Source organism: Thiofilum flexile DSM 14609, assembly GCF_000380185.1.
GTDB classification, from domain to species: Bacteria; Pseudomonadota; Gammaproteobacteria; order Thiotrichales; family Thiotrichaceae; genus Thiofilum; species Thiofilum flexile.
The window spans coordinates 38,006-56,800 of record NZ_KB904780.1 but is presented as its reverse complement, the minus strand read 5'-3'; the positions used below and the strand labels follow the sequence as shown (position 1 = coordinate 56,800).

The window sequence follows — 18,795 nt, the reverse complement described above, 5'->3', positions numbered from 1 at the left end:
TTTTAAAAGGTAGTAGTATGAAAAAGCGCTTTGCTGTTAAAAACTTAATGAGTAGTTTAGTATTACTACTCAGTTTTGTTTTAAATACTGTATCAGCAGATCCCATAGAGTTATTCACCAGTAATGCCGCTGAAAATGATGCTGCTAATGTATTATTTGTCTTAGATAACTCCGGCAGTATGTTAGTTTCTGTACCTGGTTCGGGCGGAAAGACCCGCATGAAAGTAATGCAGGAGTCTTTACAACAAGCTTTAGCTGGTGCTTCGAGTGATATTAATGTAGGTGTGATGCGCTTTGGTGGTAATGGTATTTATGAGAAAGCCAATGGAGTATCATTTCCAATTAGCCCTATTGATGCAGATGCTTATGCTATTGTTAAAGATTATCAAAGTTCTGATAATTTACCGGATATCACACAAGGAACTCCAGTACGTAATTATTTAGCGACTATTGCTAATTCATGGGTAGAGTTTAATGGTACACCGTTAGTCGATGCTTTATATGAAGCGGTATTATATTTTAGAGGTATGTCCCCTAATGCTGGGTTTTTACCGTCCACAGCTTTAAGAGCAGCCCACCCCTCTACTTATAGCGGGGCTATTAGCTGTAGCACTACACAAAACGTATGGTGTTTAAATGAGCGGGGAGGGTGTCCTGCAACTAAAACTAATTGTAGTTTATATACCTATCAAGGCTTACCGTTAAGCATGTGTTTATACCCAGAGTGTACAGCAGCTAATGGTTTTGCGAGCTATAAATCTCCTATTGCTGAAATATGCCAGAAAAATTTTATTGTATTAATGACTGATGGCGCACCTTCAGAAAATGCAGTTAAAGATAAAATAAAAACCGAGATTTTTAATAATACCAAAACTTGTCAAACATCCCCAGATTTCTTCGGTATGGGTGAGTGTGGTAGTGAATTAACGCAATATCTATCAGAAAATGATCAATCTGCGAGTATTGAGGGCAAGCAAGCGATTGAAACTTTTACCATTGGCTTTGGTTTAGAAGATGCTGCGGCTAAAAATTATTTAAAGAATCTAGCCTCACCTAATGGAGCATTTTATACCGCTAATAATGCTGAGGAGCTTACCAAAGCTTTTCAAAGTATTATTAAGGCTGCTGAAAAGCAATCACTCTCAGTGAGTTCTCCTGCCTATACCTTAAGTTCTTCTAATAATTTAGCCAGTGGTGATGAGATATTTATTCCGGTATTTGATAGTTCTACTAAGCCATTATGGAACGGTAATTTACGTAAGTTTAAATTATCTGAAGTAACGACTAATGGTGTAAAAGAAACTAAGATAATAGGAAAAAATAGTAAGCCAGCACTGAGTGAGAGTGAGGATGGGCGTTTTGCCGATGATGCTCAAGATGAGTGGAGTACAGCACCGAGTGGCAATGATGTCACTTTAGGAGGTGCAGCCAGCCTATTAGATCCTAATAAGAGAAATTTGTGGACTGATTTAGGTGATCAAGGCTTATCTCTTATTAATGAAGAAAATGCGTTGATTACCAAAAGCCTATTAAGTCGAACGGTGAGTGCCAAAACGAGCTTAGGTGATTTAAGTAACCTAAACTTAACACAGCAAAGCTATACCAATCTATGGTGGTATGATTGTGATGGACAATATCACACAGGCATGCCAGCAGGTGGAATGAGTGAGTTAATCACAAATACAACTTGTATGAAGATTGTTGATGATGCGACGCGTATTAAATATATTAAATTTATCAGAGGTTTTGCTAAAAAAGAGACTGGCGAAATTTCTGAGGTAGCACGTAAACATATGGGTGATATTATTCACTCTAAGCCCGTTATCTATAGTTATGCAACTGGTGAAAAAACGGTATTCGTAGGTTCTAATGAAGGTTTTCTCCATGCTTTTAATGCTGAAACTGGGGTAGAGCGCTGGGCCTTTATGCCTAATAGTTTATTAAAAAATATCGGAGTATTTTTTGATAATGATGAAAGATTAAAGCATGTATATGGTGTAGATGGCCAAGTCCGTATTTGGGTAAATGATGTCAATAATGATGGAGTTATTAACTCTAGTACGGGGCATGATGAAGGGGTTTATGCCATTTTTGGTTTAGGCCGAGGTGGTAGTCACTATTATGTATTAGATGTTACGAATCCAGATAAGCCTTATTTAAAGTGGCATATTGATCATAATACGGCGGGCTTTGAAAAGCTGGGAGAAACGTGGGGTAAACCGGCTTTAGCAGCTCTAAAAGCAGTTAACCAAAGTACAGGTGTTAGCCAAAATCAACCTGTTTTAGTATTTGGTGCTGGTTATGATGCTCGTAAAGATGAGCAGGACATTACTAAACGCCTCCCCGATCAAAAGGGATTAGATGTTTATATTGTGGAAGCTTTAACAGGTAAATTATTGTGGTCATTAAAAAATAATAGTGCTGCAACCTTAGAGCATAGTGTAGCCGGTGATATTCGAGTTTTAGACCTGAATCGGGATGGTTCACTAGATCGATTGTATTTTGCCGATACGGGGGGCTATGTATGGCGAGCCGATATTTATTCAACCGATGGAGGTAGTTACACCGCTCAGGTATCTAAGTTAGCGGATTTAGGTGGGAATACACAGGGAATTAGTCGGCGCATGTTTTTCGCAGAGCCAGATGTGGCCATGCAAATGAGTAAGGGGAAACCCATATTGACCTTGGCTTTAGGCAGCGGTTATAAAATGCACCCATTGAGTACAGCAATCCCGGATCGCTTTTATGTGTTAAAAGATGATTATGTCTACACCGCCCGCCCAGAGGGTGCGTCTATTCTGAAGGAAGATGTGAATGTCATGCCGCAAAAGAATTTGAGTAGTAAATCTTTCTTAGAGAGTGACTATAAAGGGTGGTATATGCCTTTAGCCTTTAATGGCGAAAAGAGTATGTCTAAGGCGCTGACCTTTATGGGGAAAATCATTTTCACGACCTTAGCCGTAGCCGATGAAGACGGTGTCGCGAGTGTCGCGGAGGCTTGTTCTAAATTGACCACCACCTCTCGCGCTTATGTCTTAGATTTAATGACGGGTGATGCGGTAGCCGACTTAGATCGTGATGGTGAGGGCAAAAATAAGTTTTTGGTCATTAAGGGCGGGGATGTGCTTGAGTCACCACAGTTAGTGTTTAAAAAGCCCACCGCTGCCGATGGCAGTGCTTGTGTACAAGGCGATTGCCAGCAGATAGTAGAGGTAAGAGTCGGTAAATTAAGTTTGCCGCTTTTGGATATAAACAATACCTCTAAATCTAATGATAAATTAGTTGAAAGTGTTGATTTATCTAAGATTGTGCCAAGAATGTATTGGTTAAACCAGGATGTTTCGCCCAATACCAATAGCGGTCACTAGCTACAGTGGTGTTTCAACGGACATGACCCAACGTTACACGGTCATGTCCGGCTAAGTCGGTGTGAGTATTAATCATTTGAAACCCTGCCTGAGTATATAAAGCCCTCACAGCTACCCCTTGATCATAACCATGTTCAACTAGTAACCACCCCTGAGTACTTAAGTAAGCAGGGGCTTGTTGAATAATAATCTTTAAATCATCCAATCCATCCTGACCTGCGGCTAGTGCTGTTAAGGGTTCAAAACGTACATCTCCCTGACTGAGGTGCTCGTCATGGGCGGCAATATAGGGCGGATTAGAAACGATCATGTCAAAACGATTAGCCGAATTTTGCGCTAGCTCAGCAAACCAACTCGATTGGAGAAATTGAATATTTGTAAGCTGATGGCGTTCAGCATTGCGCTTAGCGACCTCTAAAGCGGGAGCACTGCGTTCAATGGCTGTGATTTGTGTCAAAGGACGCTCACTAGCGAGTGCTAAGGTAATAGCGCCTGTACCTGTGCCTAGATCTAATACCTTACAAACGTGGTCATGAGGTAAGCGTTCTAAAGCTAATTCTACCAATAGCTCAGTTTCAGGGCGGGGAATGAGGGTATCTGGAGTGACCATGAGGTCTAGTGTCCAAAACTCACGCTGACCGATTAAATGAGCAATGGGATGCCCCTGTAAGCGTTGTTGAAGGAGTGCTTGGAAGTGCTGTGCTTGCTCTGGACTAAGTACTTTCTCAGGCCAAGTAAATAAATAGCTCCGTGGTTTATTTAATACCTGTGCCAGTAATAACTCCGCGTCTAAGTGGGCACTTTCAGCTCTAGGTGAAAGTGCGCTCACCGCCATTTGTAGCGCTGCTTTAATCGTTAAACTACTCATGCCTCATCAGCAAGCAGAGCTAATTGATCAGCCTGATACTCATTCACCAATGGCTCAATCACATCATCCAAATAACCCGTCATCACATCATCGAGCTTATAAAGCGTGAGATTAATACGGTGATCTGTCACCCGCCCCTGTGGGAAGTTATAGGTACGAATACGCTCCGAACGATCACCGGAGCCTACTAGATTGCGACGAGTTTCGGCTTGTTCAGCCGCTTGTTTTTGACGCTCACGCTCTAATAAACGGGCTTGTAATAGCGACATAGCACGGGCGCGGTTTTTGTGTTGCGAACGCTCGTCTTGGCATTCCACCACTAAGCCTGAAGGTAAATGGGTAATCCGAATGGCAGAATCGGTTTTATTAACGTGTTGTCCCCCCGCACCGGAGGCACGATAGGTATCTACCTTTAAATCAGCCGGATTAATGTCTTGAGCTTCGACTTCATCAATTTCAGGTAAAATCGCGACCGTTGCGGCAGAGGTATGTACCCGTCCTTGTGATTCGGTTTCAGGCACCCGTTGCACCCGATGTGCTCCTGACTCAAACTTTAAGCGTGAATAGGCTCCCGTGCCAATTAAACGGGCAATGACTTCACGATAACCGCCGTGTTCCCCTTCATTGCTACTGACCACTTCGACTTGCCAACGGCGTTGTTCGGCATAGCGCGAATACATGCGGAATAGATCTCCCGCAAAAATAGCCGCCTCATCGCCCCCCGTTCCGGCACGAATTTCCAAGAATACATTGCTGTGATCGTGGGGATCAGTAGGTAGCAATAAGCGCTGTAGCTCTAATTCTTGTGGGGCAATACGTTCTTTAGCGGCATTGAGTTCTTCATAGGCCATTTCCCGCATTTCGGGGTCATCGATCATTTCTTTTGCAGTTTCAATATCTTCTAGTGTTTGCTGATAGGTACGAAACGCGAGGGCGACTGGCTCTAACTGCGCATATTCAATCGACAGTTTGCGAAATTGTTGTTGGTCATTAATTACCTCAGATTCACCTAGTAATAAGGCGATCTCACTATAGCGTTCGCTGAGGCTTTCGAGTTTGTGCAAAATAGAATCTTTCACGATTTAATCACGATCAGTTAAGTTGAATAGCTTACGTGCATATTCCAGTTGAGCATAATCCCCCAAACGAGCCGCTTGATTGAGGGCTTGGGTAGGGGCGTGCGTTAATTTATTGGTAAGAGTATGGGCGAGGTACTCTAGTACTTCTTCAGTAGGGTGCTGATTATCCAACATTTGTCTAGCTTTAGATAATACTTCTTGGCGCATCAGGTCATTTTGCTGACGATAGTAACGAATCAACTGCATATGCTGCTGAGCGCGTAGCCATTCGGCAAACGTATTCACCTCAGTGACGACCATTTCTTCCGCTTGAGCCGCCGCTTCTCGTCGTGACTGTAGGTTTTCCTCAATCACCGACTGTAAATCATCCACGGTATAGAGATAAATATCATCTAATTCACTGACTTCAGGCTCTATATCGCGCGGTACAGCAATATCCACCATAAAGATGGGCCGATGTTTACGCTGTTTAAGAGCGCGTTCCACTAAACCTTTACCAATAATAGGTAAGGGTGCAGCCGTGGAGGAAATAACAATATCTGCTTTCGGTAAGTAATCCGCAATAGCACTTAAAGGAATCGCCGTCCCATGAAATTGCTCGGCTAAAGCTTGTGCTTTAGGCAGGCTACGATTAGCAATAATCACCGTACCAATATTATTGGCTACTAAATGTTTGCCAACGAGTTCAATCGTTTCACCTGCCCCTACTAATAGGGCGGTTTGACGCTCAAAATGACTAAAAATTTGCTTGGCTAAACTCACTGCTGCAAAAGCGACCGAGACTGGATTGGCTCCAATATTGGTTTGAGTACGAACTTTTTTAGCAGTCGTAAACGCATGTTGAAGTAAGCGATTGAGTTGATTACCCGTGGTATGGGCTTGGTGCGCGGTTTTGAGCGCATCTTTTAACTGCCCTAAAATTTGCGGCTCACCTAAAATGAGCGAATCTAAACCACAAGCGACCCGTAGGGTATGTTGTACGGCTTGTTCTGTATCATAGGTATAGAGATAAGGTTTTAGCTCATTCAGGGTAATACCATGGAAATTAGCAAACCATTGGGTGATAGTTTTGACTTGTTCAGGCTGTAAAACCACTACATAGAGTTCAGTACGATTACAGGTGGACAGAATTAAACTTTCTGTGGTGAGGAGTCGGGCTTCGTTAAGCGCTTGTTGTAAACGCTCTGGCGTAAAAGCCACTCGTTCACGTAATTGTACGGGAGCTGTTTTATGGTTGACGCCGATCACAAAAATAGTCATGGAAGCAGAGGCACTTTGGTACATTTAATTTTCCGAATCGCCGATTTTCTGCTACGTTATACACGATTACAAGGCAATTCGTTGCGCCATGCCCTTAAAGTATTAATATATCTAAACATTTGGGTGTCGCAAGACACTAGGGAATGATATGTCACCAACATCATTATCGCGTCGCTTATATCACACTATGCTCGCTTTAGCGCTAGTCGGAGGCGCTTTAACAACCCCAACGGTATTTGCACTAGATCCCGTCAAGGATTCCGCGCAAGAAACGCCTGAGGCACCGATTCAGCTGAATTTTAGCTCTGAGCGCAGCAGAAATATGTTTCATCTGATTGTAGGAGAGCTGTATCGACAACAAGACCAAATAGAACAAGCCTTAGAACACTATGCCATTGTTGCCGGAAATACCAAAGATATTAACATTTCTAAAGAAGCAGCTCAGATTGCTATAGAGGCAGGGGATAATAAATTAGCGGAACGTTTTGTTACTCAATGGGCTGAAGCCAAGCCTACTTCTATGGATGTCTATCAAGCACGAGCTATTGTACGCGCACGAGCTGGAGAGTATGACAAAGCGTTAGAAGATGTCGTTTGGTTACGTGATGCCGCGAATAAAAAATCGGGGCATGGGTTTGAGTATATTCTCTCAACCCTGACCTTAGAGGCAGGGCCTGAAGCCGCGTATGAGGTATTTAAACGTTATAGCCAAACAATAGATAAGTCGCCTGCGGTGAAAGTTGCAGTGGCTCATTTAGCCCAGACATTAGAGCGTGATACCGATACTATAGCCTTAGTGGATGAGATTGATAGAGTAGGTTCTGCTGCTGAGAAAGAACAAGCCGCTTATATTCGCTCTAAGATTTACCTGCGCCAAGGTAAACCGGAAGAAGCTTTAAAAATATTAGAACCCTTTATTAAAACGACTAAAGAATACGAATTAAAACTGGATTATGCGCGTACTCTGGTTATGTTAGAGCGTCGTGTTGAGGCTATGCCTATTTTTAAAGAGCTATATGAGTCTCAACCGGATGATGATAATACGTATTATACCTTAGGGTTACTGTATCTAGAGCAAAAAGAATATACCTTTGCTGAGCCACTCATTAAAAAGCTCTTGGAAATCCCCAGCCGTCGCCATGATGCCAATTATTTTCTAGGGCAGATCTTTGAGGGGCTAAATCGTCCAGATGATGCTTTCAAAGTGTATGAGCAAGCTTTACCTAATAGTCGTTTTGCCAATGAGGCTATGGTACGAGCGGCAGCCTTATTAAACACCAAGTCAGGGCTAGATTCTGCTTTAAAGTGGCTAGCGGAACAGGCGAGTAAATTGAATCTTAATGAGGCTCAACAAGCGGATGTACGCCGTGTAGAAGCCCAATTATTACAAGATGCTGAGCGTTATCCAGAGGCAGCGGAAATACTCACTAAAGCCGATAAATTACGCCCTAATAACCCCGATACGCTCTATCAGCGCTCCTTAGTCTATGAAAAAATGGGGAAAATCACGGAGGCAGAGCAAGATTTAAAGGCTATTTTAAGTAATAATCCCGATAATGCCCCTGCATTAAATGCGTTAGGATACTTATTGACTGTCAATACTCAGCGCTATAAAGAAGCTCAAGAAATGATTCAAAAGGCAGCAAAATTAAATCCAGAGGATCCTGCTATTATGGATAGCTTAGGCTGGGTGGCTTTTAAACTCAATGAGTTAGAGAGTGCTGAGACCGAGTTGCGTAAAGCCTTTAAGTTGTTGCCTGATGCTGAAGTGGGTAGCCATTTAGCCCAAGTGTTACATGCACGAGGTAAGACGGAGGAAGCAAAAAAATTGCTAGCCGACCTCATGAACAAGTATCCTAATAATAAATTACTAGCCGAGGCCAACAAACGTGTAGTGGGCTTAAAGTAGTCTATAGTTGTTAACTGATTAATTGTTCAGGATGAATTCATGAGAAATGGCCTTTTAGCGCTTGGCGCATGTTTATTGGCAACTGGCTGCGCACAGCAAACGACTCCTTTATCAGCAACGGATCCTTTAACGGTACCTGCTGCCTATGATGCACCTGTGTCTGTGCCTGCAGTGGCGGTGGCGACCACGATTAAAGCAGGTACACCGAAAGAAATGTGGGCGCAACGCAATGAGATTTTTAATCGCATGTCTGCGTGGCGTATGCAGGGTAAGGTGGGGTTACAGGTTAAGCAGCAAAGCTGGACGTTTAGCTTATCTTGGTTACAACAAGGTAATGATCAATATGAAATGAATATTAAGAATCCGCTGACCGGCTCTGTCATGGCCTATTTGAAAAGCTCTGGTAGTGTCGTGAATCTTAAAGCTGCCGATGGGAAAGAGTATCAAGACTCGGATGCTGAGCGTTTATTAAAGCAACGGACAGGTATTAGCTTGCCGGTGAGTGGTTTACGCTATTGGACGCGTGGTATTGCCTCCCCTCAGTCTGAAATTCAAGCATTACAACTGGATAACTTAGGGCGTCCTACCTCCTTACAACAAGAGGGTTGGGTAGTGACTTATACGGGTTATCAAAGTCGTTCACCGAGTGCTTTACCGACTAAAATGTCTTTAGAGCGTGCTGCAGAGCAAATACGTGCGAAGGTGGTAGCGCGCGATTGGCAAACTCGTTATTAACCCATGGATCGTTTAACACTACCTGCTCCGGCAAAATTAAATCTGTTTTTGCACATTACTGGGCGACGCCCCGATGGCTATCATTTGCTCCAAACGCTGTTCCAGATCTTAGATTATGGCGACAGTATTCAACTGATACGGCGTGATGATGGCAAACTTAGGCGTGTAGCGGGTAATGAATCAGTACCAGAGGAAACAGACTTAATGATTCGTGCGGCTCAGCTTTTAAAACAGGTGAGCCAAACGAGATTTGGGGTAGATATTGTGATTAATAAGCGCCTCCCTATGGGGGGCGGCTTAGGTGGTGGTAGCTCTAATGCTGCCACCGTTTTAGTAGGGCTGAATCAATTATGGCGGTGTGGTTTAAAGCCTGAGCAATTAGCCGAGTTAGGCTTACGTTTAGGGGCAGATGTCCCCGTATTTGTGCTAGGGCATACCGCATGGGCAGAAGGGGTTGGTGAGCAATTAACCGCTATTGATTTGCCCGAACGTTGGTATCTAGTGGTAGTACCCGATGCTCATGTCGCAACCCGTGAAATTTTTTTAAATCCACGCTTGACAAGAAACTGCGAACCCATCACAATGGCGACCTTCTTGAACGGGGTAACGCAAAATGTGTTTGAATCCATCGTTCGGGAGCAGCATCCTAACATTAATCAAGTCTTTGAATTGCTTAGTCAATATGCAAAGCCTAGATTAACCGGTTCTGGTGCTTGTGTGTTTGCTGAGTTTGATTCTCAAATAGCAGCAGACCAAGTACAACAAAAGTTATCCACTACTTGGGATACTTTTGTAGCTAAAGGTGTCAAACAATCACCCTTAGTGACTCAACTAAAACTCAATTGATGGGCTGTCGCCAAGCGGTAAGGCACTGGATTTTGATTCCAGCATACCTAGGTTCGAATCCTAGCAGCCCAGCCATCTCCCAACTGCGAGTTCTTCATGTCCGACGATAGAATGATGGTGTTTACGGGTAACTCAAACCCCGAACTGTCCAGCAAAATCGTTGACCACCTCGGTATCCCCCTTGGCAAAATTAAAGCAGAGCGCTTCAGCGATGGTGAAGTGCATGTTGAATTGCTAGAAAATGTGCGTGGTCGTGATGTTTTTGTGGTGCAATCTACCTGTACTCCCACCAATGATAATTTAATGGAATTACTGATTATTGTAGATGCACTCTATCGTGCGTCCGCAGGTCGTATTACGGCAGTAATTCCTTATTATGGCTATGCTCGCCAAGACCGTCGAGTCCGCTCCCGCCGTGTACCTATCTCCGCTAAATTAGTGGCTGATATGATTGTAACGGCGCATGTGGATCGGGTGTTGACCATTGATCTGCATGCCGAGCAAGTGCAAGGCTTCTTTGATCTACCCGTAGACAATATCTATGCCTCGATTGTGCTAGAGGAAGATTTACGTGCTAAAGAAGTCGCAACCGATAGCCGCCTATTAGTGGTATCACCCGATATTGGCGGGGTCGTGCGGGCGCGTGCTCTGGCTAAAAATCTAGGTGATCATACCGATTTAGCCATTATCGATAAACGTCGTCCTGAGCCGAATAAGGCCGAGGTGATGAATATTATTGGTAATGTAGAGGGGCGTCATTGTGTCTTGATCGATGATTTAATCGATACGGGCGGAACCCTGTGCAATGCGGCGGCGGCATTGAAAGAGCGCGGTGCTTTAAGTGTATGCGCTTATGCAACACACGCTGTTTTCTCCGGCAATGCGGTTAAAAATATTGAAAATTCAGTGATCGATGAGGTGGTTATCACCGATACCATTCCATTGAGTCATGAGGCGAGTAAGTGTTCTAAGATTCGCCAAGTATCCGTCGCTGGATTATTAGCTAAAACAATTTTACGAATTAACCGAGATGACTCGGTGAGTTCATTATTTGAAGAAGCCTAATTGAACTATTAATTAGGTGCGGGCTAATTTGGTCGCGAGTTAGCCCGTTTATTTAATCTTTGGAGTTAACCATGTCTAAAACCTATTCTTTAAAAGCTACCAAACGTGCCGATCAGGGCAAAGGTGCGAGCCGCCGCCTACGTCACACTGGTGCAGTACCTGCCATTGTTTATGGTGCAGGTAAAGAGCCTTTAAATATCACTCTAGATCACAATGAGCTAGTACGTAATCTACAAGATGAAGGTTTCTACTCGCAATTAATCGCGCTAGATGTGGACGGTACGATTGAGACGGTAGTATTGCGTGATCTACAACGTCACCCTGCTAAAGTATTGGTGATGCATGCTGACTTACAACGTATCCAAGCGGATCATTTAATTCGCGTAAGTGTACCGTTACACTTCATTAATGTTGAAACTTCAACAGGTGTGAAAGTTCAAGGCGGCGCGTTGAATCAATTATTAAACAACGTTGAAGTCTCTTGCTTACCAAAAGATATTCCTTCTTATATCGAAGTGAATATGCAAGATGTTGAAAAAGGCCAAATCCTGCACTTATCAAATCTAGTATTACCCGCTGGTGTGACTTTACCTCAACTCACGTTAGGTCAAGATCACGATCAAGCGGTAGCGGCTATTCACTAATTGAGTGATTAAGGAATGACTATCCAGCTAATTGCTGGCTTAGGCAATCCGGGCGCGAAGTACGACAAAACCCGGCACAACGCCGGGTTTTGGTTTGTAGATGAGCTTGCTCGACGCTATAACGCCAGTTTTAATTTTGAAAAGCGCTTTTCTGGCGAAGTCTGTCGTATTGTCGTTAAAAATCAGCCTATCTGGTTAATTAAACCCACTACCTTTATGAATCTAAGTGGTGTTGCGGTACGGCAATTAGCAGATTTTTATCGTATTCCTGTCGAACAAGTACTGATTGCACACGATGAGTTAGATTTAAATCCCGGAACCGTGCGCTTAAAGCATAGCGGAGGTCACGGTGGGCATAATGGTTTGCGTGATTTACACGCCCATATGACCAAAGATTATTGGCGTCTACGTTTGGGGATTGGTCATCCCGGCGATAAAAATAAAGTACATGATTATGTATTATCAGCCCCCTCCTTAAACGATAGTATTGCAATTACCAATGCCATTGATGCGGCAGCGGATAGTATTGAATTAATTACAGCAGGTGATATGCAAAATGCTATGCAACAATTGCATGGTAGAACGTAGGCATCTGTTTGAAAGAGGATTAAGAACATGGGTTTCAAGTGTGGCATTGTCGGATTGCCAAATGTCGGTAAGTCAACGCTGTTTAATGCCTTAACCAAGGCCGGTATTCAGGCTGAAAATTACCCGTTTTGTACCATTGAACCCAATGTGGGCATGGTTCCCGTGCCTGATCTGCGTCTTAATGCACTCGCAGAGATTGTAAAACCGGAGCGTATTTTACCGACCACGATGGAGTTTGTGGATATTGCAGGCCTAGTCGCGGGTGCCTCAAAAGGTGAGGGCTTGGGTAATCAATTTTTAGCCCATATCCGTGAAACCGATGCGATTGCTCAGGTGGTTCGTTGTTTTGAAAATGACGATATTATTCACGTCGCGGGTAAAATAGAGCCTCTTAGTGATATTCGCGTGATCAATAATGAGTTGATTCTGGCGGATATGGAGACGATTGATAAGGCCATGAATCGAGTCAGTCGTGCGGCTAAATCGGGTGCTAAAGACCTCGTATTACAATTACAAACCATGCAAAAGCTGGCGACTCATTTAGAGAATGGTAATCCGGTACGTTCTGCGGGATTAAATGCTGAAGAGTTAGCCTCTATTCGTGAGCTACATTTAATTACGGTGAAGCCCTTATTATTTATTGCGAATGTGGCTGAGGATGGTTTTGAAAATAATCCCTTTTTAGATCAAGTACGCGCTCATGCTGAGCTAGAAAAAGCTCAAGTCGTTCCGGTCTGTGCCGCATTAGAATCTGATATTTCTCAGTTAGAGCCTGAGGAGCAAGCTGAATTCCTAGAAACGATGGGTATGACCGAACCCGGTTTAAATCGGGTGATTCGTGCTGGTTATGATTTACTAGGGTTACAAACCTTTTTCACAGCAGGTGTGAAAGAAGTACGAGCGTGGACGGTGCATAAAGGGGCAACCGCTCCGAATGGCGCAGGGCGGATTCATACCGATTTTGAGCGTGGTTTTATTCGTGCTGAAGTGATTGCTTATGCTGATTTTATTGCCTACAAAGGCGAGCAGGGCGCGAAAGATGCGGGTAAATGGCGCTTAGAGGGTAAGGAGTATATTTTACACGAGGGCGATGTAGTACATTTTCGCTTTAATGTATAAGGTCTGTCTTGACAATTTAGCCAGCTCCCGTTAAGATTTGCGCCTCTCTTGGCTACGTAGCTCAGTCGGTTAGAGCACAGCACTCATAATGCTGGGGTCGTAGGTTCGAATCCAACCGTAGCCACCAAGATTTTATGAAAGCCCCTACAGGCCGCAATCTGTAGGGGCTTTTGTGTTTCAGATTGTCTCAGGTTATCCCATCGAAAACATTGTGTTATCCATTGCTTTTAGGCATCACTCAGAGACGAAGCAATGAAAACGCATAAAAAACTAACAGATTCAATACTTAAGAGCTTAAAACCTAAAGAGAAGGAATACAGCCTTAGTGATGATGCAAGTCTGTACCTAGTGGTCAAACCCACCGGCTATAAGTCATGGCGTTTTAATAATGGTGATTTAGACTCTCTGAACTCTCTAGATCATGTTACTTTTCAGCCATTTTGTAGCATATTGAGTAAGTAGTATTTCAATTCTTTCGCTACACTACCATCATGTCTCAAGTATTCTTTAGATATTAGTTGAATTATGATCGTCAATAATCCGAATTCTATTTTTAGGAGCTTTGAGTGTTCTATCCCGTTATAGAGATTACCCAGGCTGATGAACTGGAGCAATTAGGGACAAAATCCAAGTTCTGGTTCGTCACCCCTGAAGGGGAAAAACATTTATGCAAATTTGGTAGGCCTAATACAGGTGAAAACTGGTCTGAAAAAGCGGCTTGCGAGTTGGCAAAATTACTAGGAATTCCTTGTGCCACCTATGATCTAGCCTCTTTTAAGGGAAAACAGGCAGTTGTTAGTTATAACCTTACTGCTAAAGCTTTATATTTAGTTCATGGTAATGAGCTTTTGGCTAAAGTCTATGCCTCTGAGTATGATCGAGAAAACCGTTTTAGATTACGACAATATAAACTCAGTACTGTTATTAATTTCATTACTATGCTTGAAAATGGTTCTGTAAGCTTGCCTGATGATTGGGGTAGTCCCTTCAAAGTATCAGGTATTACAGAGTTATTTATTGCTTATTTATTATTCGATGCTTGGATTGGTAATCAAGATCGTCATGATGAAAATTGGGGCATTATTCTGGCTCATAAAAATGAAAGATTTTCTTTGTATCTATCTCCTTCTTATGACCATGCATCTAGTTTAGCCTGCCGAATGACCGACACAGAACGAGGGAAGCGGCTTCTTACCAACGATAAAGGCTATAATCTACAAGCCTACACAGCTAAAGCTAAAACCCCATTCTTTGCTAATGATGGTAGGCGATTAGGTACGATGGAAGCCTTGAATCAAGCAATGATGTTAGCCAAGAAAGGCAAAGTTATGAGGAATTGGTTTGATCAATTAGAGTCGATAACAGCTGATCAGATTTTCACTATTTTTGATCAGTTTCCTATTGGTTGGTTAAGTCAGGCTACCATAGACTTTACTGTACAATACTTGCAGGAAAACAAAAGAACCTTACTAGGTATGAGAGCTTAGCCCATGAGTAAACCTTTACTATTATTCTGGCAAAACCCCGTTAGCCGTAGGTGGTTGCCTGTGGGTAGACTTACTTATGCTAATAGTCGCTATGAGTTTTACTATACCCAAGAAGCTCAACATGCTCATAATAGAGGGGAGTTTTTGCCTTTCGGTGCATTACGAGAGTTTGGTAAGACCTATGTGTCTGAACAGCTTTTTCCAACCTTTAAAAACCGACTGCTTACCAAGTCGCGTCCTGAGTATAAGGAGTATTTGGGGTGGTTAGGTTTAGACCCTAATACTACTAATGATATGATGGAGTTGGAGTTATCAGGAGGTGGTAGAGCTACAGACGATTTACAACTATTTCCCTGCCCAGAAAATCAGGATGGTTACTACAGAGTTCGTTTCTTTGCTCATGGTTTGCGCCATATTCCGCAGCATTATGATGGTCGCCTAAAAAGCTTAAAGGCGAGTGATAGACTTTATCTAATGCGAGATGTACAAAATTTGCATAACCCTGACGCATTAGCTATTAGAACTGATAATCCCTTAGAGGTGGTGGGCTACTGTCCTAACTTTCTAGTGGAAGATTTTAATAAGCTACTAAAGAGTGCTGGAGTGGATCAGGTGCAACTTTCTGTAGCTAGAGTGAATGTGGATGCACCATTACAATTTATGTTGCAATGCGAGTTGCGTTGTGTATGGGTTGACGGTTTTAAACCCTTTGATACTGACCATTATCAGCCTGTAGCTACTGTACAAAATGCAGCTTGATTAAAAATTGGTAAGAGTATCACAAACCTCTTAGGTTTCGGTTTGTTATTGTCTTTTGCTAGGGCTTTTTGCTGTTGATGCGCATAATCCATTGTGCGTTGCCGCAATTATCCCTTTTGAATGATGAATTTCCCTTTGATTCGTATTATGATTCGAGTCTTTTCTTAATAGTGCGTGTGGCTCACTAAAGCACTTTTACTGTGCTAAACTGCCCAATCCTTACTATTAATGCTTTGTTTGACGAATCCTAATCAGGAGAAAAGAGTGGAACTGACCGGTGCCGAGATATTCGTAGAGTGTCTGAAGGCAGAAGGTGTTGATACCGTTTTCGGTTACCCAGGTGGAGCCGTGTTGTACATTTACGATGCCTTGTATAAAGCGCAAAACGAAATCAATCATATTCTAGCCCGACACGAGCAAGGGGCTGTACACGCAGCCGAAGGTTATGCTAAATCGACCAATAAGCCAGGCGTGGTGCTGGTGACCTCAGGCCCTGGTGCAACCAATGCCGTCACAGGGATTGCGGATGCCTATATGGATTCCGTGCCACTGGTGGTCTTCACAGGTCAAGTACCTCGTGCTCTGATTGGGAATGACGCTTTCCAAGAGGTTGATATTGTTGGTATTACGCGTCCTTGTGTGAAGCATAATTTCCTTGTTACTCGCCTTGAGGATTTAGCACCTACTATTAAAAAAGCGTTCTATATTGCCAGTACCGGACGTCCGGGGCCTGTTTTAGTGGATATTCCTAAAGACATTACCCAAATGACGGGTGAGTTTAGTTATCCTAGTGAAATCAGTATTCGTTCTTATAACCCTACAGTTAAAGGAAATAAGCGCCAAGTACGCCGTGCGATTGATCTGGTGCTTGAAGCTAAGCGTCCTATGCTGTATACCGGCGGTGGGGTTATTTTGGCTGGAGCTGCTAAGGAGCTGACCGAGTTTACCCGTTTAACAGGCTTCCCGATTACTAATACCCTGATGGGTTTAGGGGGCTATCCTGCGACTGATCCACAGTTTGTGGGGATGTTGGGTATGCACGGCACCTTTGAAGCCAACCATGCTATGCATGATTCGGATTTAATTGTGGCGATTGGGGCACGTTTTGATGACCGTGTGACAGGTAATATCGAAAAATTCTGCCCCTATGCCAAGATTATTCATGTAGATATTGATCCGGCGACCATTTCTAAGAATGTGAAAGTCGACGTTCCCATTGTAGGGGATGTGAAAAATGTACTGGCAGATTTAATTGAGGAATTACGCGGTCGTAAGCAAGGTGTTGATCCGCAGCAGATTACTGATTGGTGGAAGCAGATCAACGAATGGCGTAAAACTAATTGCCTCAGTTATAACCAACAAATGGACGGCCCTATCCTTGCTCAATATGTAGTGGATAAACTATGGGAAGTCACAGGTGGGGATGCCTTTGTGACCTCGGATGTAGGCCAGCATCAAATGTGGGCTGCACAGTTCTACAAATTTGATCAACCTAACCGTTGGATTAATTCAGGTGGTCTAGGCACCATGGGCTTTGGCTTACCGGCTGCGATGGGGGTGCAAATTGCTCATCCTGATGCCACGGTGGCCTGTATTAGCGGCGATGGCAGTATTCAGATGTGTATTCAAGAACTTGCTACCTGCTTACAATATCGGTTACCGATTAAAATCATTACCCTCAATAATGGTTATTTAGGCATGGTGCGCCAGTGGCAAGAGTTCTTCTATCAGAAACGTTACTCCATGTCGTATATGGAGGCACTGCCTGACTTTGTGAAGTTGGCAGAGGCCTATGGTCATGTGGGTATGCGGATTGAAAAGCCGGGTGATGTTGAGGGTGCTCTCAGAGAGGCAATGGCAATGAAAGATCGCTTGGTCTTTATGGACTTCATTACCTCGGCGGAGAACAATGTTTATCCTATGGTTCCAGCCGGTGCTGGTCATAATGAAATGATATTGGTGTAGCCATGCGACATGTAATTTCAATTCTGATGGAAAATGAAGCGGGTGCGCTATCACGGGTAGCGGGATTATTCTCAGCCCGTGGTTATAACATTGAGTCTCTGACTGTTGCGCCGACGGATGATCCAACCTTATCACGCCTGACTCTGGTCACTATGGGGAGTGATGAAATTGTAGAGCAGATCGCTAAACAGCTCCATAAGCTGATTGATGTAGTCAAACTCATGGATCTCAACGATTACCCACACATTGAGCGCGAAATGATGCTAGTCAAGATTGACGTGCAAAAACAAGGTGCTTGTGATGTGGTTAAACGTATCTCTGACATTTTCCGCGCACGTATTATTGATGTGGGTGAAAAATCCTATACGGTCGAAGTCACTGGCAGTCGGGGCAAACTAGATGGCTTCTTACAGGCATTGCATGAGCTGCGTGTAGTGGAAGTGGTTCGCTCCGGTAGTATGGGGATTGCGCGTGGTGCTATAGCATTAAACGCTTAATGCCTTGCTCTTAGCTCAATTAAGGAAGTACCTAGCCTAGTGTTAGGTACTCCGCTGCTAAGCGATTTATAGCCAATATTTTCCTGCCGCCGCAATCACAATCGTAATCAGCCCTAAGCTTAAATTAATCCCAATCATCATCCGAATTTGATTAAGCTGTGCTCCCGCATTAGCCCAATCTTGGCTAGCAACCGCCTGTTTTAAGCGCTTATAAGGGGCAAAAAAGACATGCCCAAAAATCGCCATCATAATCAGCCCTAGCAATTGCATGATATGAACAAAGATAGGGGTATTTTTCATACCGCCATAGGGCCCGAAAATCATCCAATAGCCGCTGATTAAAATCAAAACGATACTCGCAATGACCCATGGGAAAAATTTATCAAAAACACCACTCCAAAGGCTTAAACGGGTGGGCGCATCCAACTGACTAGCCGCAATAGGGCGTAGAATCATATAGGCAAAAAACATCCCACCTACCCAAATAACCACCGCTAAGACGTGCAAAGCTAAGGCAATAGACATAAAAAAGATCCCTCTTAATTCGTAAAGACTAAATTAGCACTATACCTAACTTAGAATGGAAATAGGTAGCTGACTAGAGTT

At 43.5% G+C, this 18,795-nt stretch carries 16 protein-coding genes and 2 tRNA genes; 14 read left to right on the top strand and 4 right to left on the bottom strand.

Annotation, left to right across the window (positions count from 1 at the left end; all coding sequences use genetic code 11):
- Nucleotides 1-17: 17 nt before the first annotated feature.
- Nucleotides 18-3,368, top strand: a complete 3,351-nt coding sequence (locus A3IK_RS0112350) for a PilC/PilY family type IV pilus protein (RefSeq protein WP_020560295.1) — start codon at nucleotides 18-20, stop codon at nucleotides 3,366-3,368.
- A gap of 13 nt (nucleotides 3,369-3,381) precedes the next feature.
- Here A3IK_RS0112350 and prmC read toward each other — a convergent pair whose 3' ends face one another.
- Genes prmC through hemA form a run of 3 tightly spaced genes read right to left on the bottom strand, consistent with a single transcriptional unit; the run spans nucleotide 3,382 to nucleotide 6,599 of the window.
- A complete protein-coding gene (gene prmC, locus A3IK_RS0112345; RefSeq protein ID WP_020560294.1) occupies nucleotides 3,382-4,236 on the bottom strand; it encodes a peptide chain release factor N(5)-glutamine methyltransferase in 855 nt (284 codons plus the stop codon).
- Nucleotides 4,233-5,315 carry a peptide chain release factor 1 gene (gene prfA, locus A3IK_RS0112340; protein ID WP_026220950.1) on the bottom strand — a complete coding sequence of 361 codons (1,083 nt, stop codon included), beginning with the start codon at nucleotides 5,313-5,315 and terminating at the stop codon, nucleotides 4,233-4,235. Before prfA ends, prmC begins: the two co-directional genes overlap by 4 nt.
- A gap of 3 nt (nucleotides 5,316-5,318) precedes the next feature.
- A complete protein-coding gene (gene hemA, locus A3IK_RS0112335; protein ID WP_020560292.1) occupies nucleotides 5,319-6,599 on the bottom strand; it encodes a glutamyl-tRNA reductase in 1,281 nt (426 codons plus the stop codon).
- Between the two features lie 124 nt (nucleotides 6,600-6,723).
- Here hemA and A3IK_RS0112330 point away from each other — a divergent pair, with 124 nt between their 5' ends.
- From A3IK_RS0112330 to ilvN, 13 genes are all read left to right on the top strand, one after another.
- Nucleotides 6,724-8,484, top strand: coding sequence for a tetratricopeptide repeat protein (locus A3IK_RS0112330; RefSeq protein ID WP_020560291.1), 1,761 nt, complete (start codon nucleotides 6,724-6,726; stop codon nucleotides 8,482-8,484).
- A gap of 39 nt (nucleotides 8,485-8,523) precedes the next feature.
- Nucleotides 8,524-9,219, top strand: coding sequence for a lipoprotein insertase outer membrane protein LolB (gene lolB / locus A3IK_RS0112325; protein WP_020560290.1), 696 nt, complete (start codon nucleotides 8,524-8,526; stop codon nucleotides 9,217-9,219).
- Between the two features lie 3 nt (nucleotides 9,220-9,222).
- Nucleotides 9,223-10,065 (top strand): 4-(cytidine 5'-diphospho)-2-C-methyl-D-erythritol kinase, encoded by an 843-nt coding sequence (gene ispE / locus A3IK_RS0112320; RefSeq protein ID WP_020560289.1) that lies wholly within the window; start codon nucleotides 9,223-9,225, stop codon nucleotides 10,063-10,065.
- Nucleotides 10,066-10,140 (top strand) — tRNA-Gln (locus A3IK_RS0112315). It begins immediately after the preceding gene.
- Between the two features lie 21 nt (nucleotides 10,141-10,161).
- Complete coding sequence (locus A3IK_RS0112310; RefSeq protein WP_211209445.1) at nucleotides 10,162-11,130, top strand: ribose-phosphate pyrophosphokinase; 969 nt, start codon at nucleotides 10,162-10,164, stop codon at nucleotides 11,128-11,130.
- A gap of 71 nt (nucleotides 11,131-11,201) precedes the next feature.
- Nucleotides 11,202-11,774 carry a 50S ribosomal protein L25/general stress protein Ctc gene (locus tag A3IK_RS0112305; RefSeq protein WP_020560287.1) on the top strand — a complete coding sequence of 191 codons (573 nt, stop codon included), beginning with the start codon at nucleotides 11,202-11,204 and terminating at the stop codon, nucleotides 11,772-11,774.
- A 15-nt stretch (nucleotides 11,775-11,789) separates the two neighbouring features.
- Nucleotides 11,790-12,362: an aminoacyl-tRNA hydrolase gene (pth, locus tag A3IK_RS0112300; RefSeq protein WP_020560286.1), complete on the top strand. Its 573-nt coding sequence runs from the start codon at nucleotides 11,790-11,792 to the stop codon at nucleotides 12,360-12,362.
- Nucleotides 12,363-12,389: 27 nt separating this feature from the next.
- Nucleotides 12,390-13,481, top strand: a complete 1,092-nt coding sequence (gene ychF / locus A3IK_RS0112295) for a redox-regulated ATPase YchF (RefSeq protein ID WP_020560285.1) — start codon at nucleotides 12,390-12,392, stop codon at nucleotides 13,479-13,481.
- Nucleotides 13,482-13,531: 50 nt separating this feature from the next.
- Nucleotides 13,532-13,608 (top strand) — tRNA-Met (locus tag A3IK_RS0112290).
- A 439-nt stretch (nucleotides 13,609-14,047) separates the two neighbouring features.
- Nucleotides 14,048-14,968, top strand: a complete 921-nt coding sequence (locus A3IK_RS19375; protein WP_020560283.1) for a HipA domain-containing protein — start codon at nucleotides 14,048-14,050, stop codon at nucleotides 14,966-14,968.
- 3 nt (nucleotides 14,969-14,971) lie between these two features.
- The gene (locus A3IK_RS0112275; protein ID WP_020560282.1) at nucleotides 14,972-15,727 is read left to right on the top strand and encodes an HIRAN domain-containing protein; all 756 of its coding nucleotides are present in this window, start codon (nucleotides 14,972-14,974) and stop codon (nucleotides 15,725-15,727) included.
- Nucleotides 15,728-15,991: 264 nt separating this feature from the next.
- Nucleotides 15,992-17,692 (top strand): biosynthetic-type acetolactate synthase large subunit, encoded by a 1,701-nt coding sequence (ilvB, locus tag A3IK_RS0112270; protein ID WP_020560281.1) that lies wholly within the window; start codon nucleotides 15,992-15,994, stop codon nucleotides 17,690-17,692.
- 2 nt (nucleotides 17,693-17,694) lie between these two features.
- Complete coding sequence (ilvN, locus tag A3IK_RS0112265) at nucleotides 17,695-18,189, top strand: acetolactate synthase small subunit (RefSeq protein ID WP_026220948.1); 495 nt, start codon at nucleotides 17,695-17,697, stop codon at nucleotides 18,187-18,189.
- A 66-nt stretch (nucleotides 18,190-18,255) separates the two neighbouring features.
- On the opposite strand, the gene A3IK_RS0112260 is transcribed toward ilvN, so the two are convergent.
- Nucleotides 18,256-18,714, bottom strand: a complete 459-nt coding sequence (locus tag A3IK_RS0112260; protein ID WP_020560279.1) for a CopD family protein — start codon at nucleotides 18,712-18,714, stop codon at nucleotides 18,256-18,258.
- Nucleotides 18,715-18,795 lie beyond the last annotated feature (81 nt).